This is a genomic window from Rhodoferax sp. (assembly GCF_014859475.1).
Taxonomy (GTDB): domain Bacteria; phylum Pseudomonadota; class Gammaproteobacteria; order Burkholderiales; family Burkholderiaceae_C; genus Rhodoferax.
This window is the reverse complement of the sequence record NZ_JACUUE010000335.1, coordinates 1-1621: the sequence shown is the minus strand read 5'-3', so window position 1 is coordinate 1621 and position 1621 is coordinate 1. Positions and strand designations below refer to the sequence as shown.

Here is a 1621-nt window from a genome sequence, read left to right as displayed (position 1 = left end):
CTAGAATGCACGCTTTGCGGGAGTAAATGAACAATGGAAGTCGAAGTGCAAGAAGACGAAGTCAGCCTGCTTGACTTGCTGGTGATTGGGCCGTTGCTGTTTGTGTTCATGCGCCAGGCCTGGCGCAACGCGGCGCAAGACCCCGACGCAGCGCCCAAGATAGCGCGTCTGCGCGCTGCGTTTGGATCCCGCAAACCCTGACCCCGGTGGCTGTGCACTGGTATGTGATTCACACCAAGCCGCGGCAAGAGCAGCGCGCCCTGGACAACCTGCAACAGCAGGGCTTCAGCTGTTTTTTGCCGCTGCTGGCGCGGCAAAAGCTGTGCCGCGGCGCGCTCACCGTGGTGCCGGAGCCGCTGTTTGCGCGCTATCTGTTCATCCAGCTCGAGGGCGGCCTGATGGGCCAAAGCTGGGCCCCCATCCGCTCGACCAATGGCGTCAGCCGTCTGGTGACTTTTGGCACCGAACCCGCCAAAGTGAGCGACGAGCTGATTGACACCTTGCGCGCCCACAGCAGCACAACCGGGCCAGCGCTGCCGCTGTTCACCCCGGGCGAGCGCGTGCAAATCAAGGACGGCCCCTTTGCCGGGCTGGAAGCCGTTTACCAACTCGACGACGGCGAGCGCCGCGCCATGGTGCTGATCGAACTGCTGCACAAACCCAGCCGCATCACCCTGGCACCGGCCAGCCTGCGGAAAATTTGAAAAGTGATGCAACGCCCTTAAAAAATACGGTATTCTGTAACGCATGCGTCTATCACAGGATCAAGTCAACGCTATTCGTCACACTGCGCAGGCCGTGCTGGGTGATGGCGTACGGGTCACTGTTTTTGGCTCCAGAGCGCAAGATGATCGCAGGGGCGGTGACATTGATCTGTTTTTTGAAACTGACCAGCCTCTGGAAAACCGGGCCAAGGTGTTGTGCAAACTGGCGGGTTCGTTAACCATGGCGCTGGGTGACCGCAAAATTGATGTCATTTTGAAAGATGCCAATACGCCACCCGCACGCATTTTCGACATTGCCAGACGCACGGGTGTGCCCCTATGAGTTTGCGCTACCTGCCCGAGCACGCTGAAACCGCATTGCTGGCGCTGGAACTCGCCCGCCATGAGGCGGCGCACCTACGCTATACGCACAGCACACTCTTTGCCCAGACCATCGACACCACCTGGGTGCAGCAGCTTCATGAGCGTGACGATCTGGCTGAAAAAGTGGATGCCTTTGTCAGCCGTTTCGGCCGATTACAAGACCATCTGGGTGAAAAACTGATCCCACGCTTTGCGGCCTTGCTTGGCGAGTCTCCCAAATCCATGCTGGATGTACTCGCCTACGCTGAAAAAATGCAGTGGATTGATAAGGCCGAAGACTTTATCGGCGCCCGCAAGCTGCGCAACCTGCTGGTTCATGAGTACATGTCAGATGCACAGTTGTTTATGCAAGCCCTGCTGGCGGCAGGTCAAGCGGCTGAAATGCTCTTTGGCACAGTCGCAAAGCTTGAGGCTCAAGCCACGGCACTTGGGTTGCAAATCAACACGTAAAACCAGTCCATCAACTTCATCCATGGCAGATGAATGCTCCCCGTAATTTGGCTGTGCTACGATGTTCAAAATTGAACAAGACT

Annotated in this window: 4 protein-coding genes; all 4 read left to right on the top strand. The window is 57.4% G+C overall.

Going from position 1 to position 1621, the window contains the following annotated elements:
- Positions 1–45 precede the first annotated feature (45 nt).
- The 4 genes from IBX54_RS15035 to IBX54_RS15020 are packed head-to-tail and all read left to right on the top strand — an operon-like array spanning position 46 to position 1538.
- Complete coding sequence (locus tag IBX54_RS15035) at positions 46–201, top strand: hypothetical protein (RefSeq protein ID WP_296543457.1); 156 nt, start codon at positions 46–48, stop codon at positions 199–201.
- Positions 202–206: 5 nt separating this feature from the next.
- Positions 207–704 carry a transcription/translation regulatory transformer protein RfaH gene (gene rfaH, locus IBX54_RS15030; RefSeq protein WP_296543456.1) on the top strand — a complete coding sequence of 166 codons (498 nt, stop codon included), beginning with the start codon at positions 207–209 and terminating at the stop codon, positions 702–704.
- Between the two features lie 43 nt (positions 705–747).
- On the top strand, positions 748–1047 hold the full coding sequence (locus tag IBX54_RS15025; protein ID WP_296543455.1) for a nucleotidyltransferase domain-containing protein: 300 nt from the start codon (positions 748–750) through the stop codon (positions 1045–1047).
- A 35-nt stretch (positions 1048–1082) separates the two neighbouring features.
- The gene (locus IBX54_RS15020) at positions 1083–1538 is read left to right on the top strand and encodes a hypothetical protein (protein ID WP_296543454.1); all 456 of its coding nucleotides are present in this window, start codon (positions 1083–1085) and stop codon (positions 1536–1538) included.
- Positions 1539–1621 lie beyond the last annotated feature (83 nt).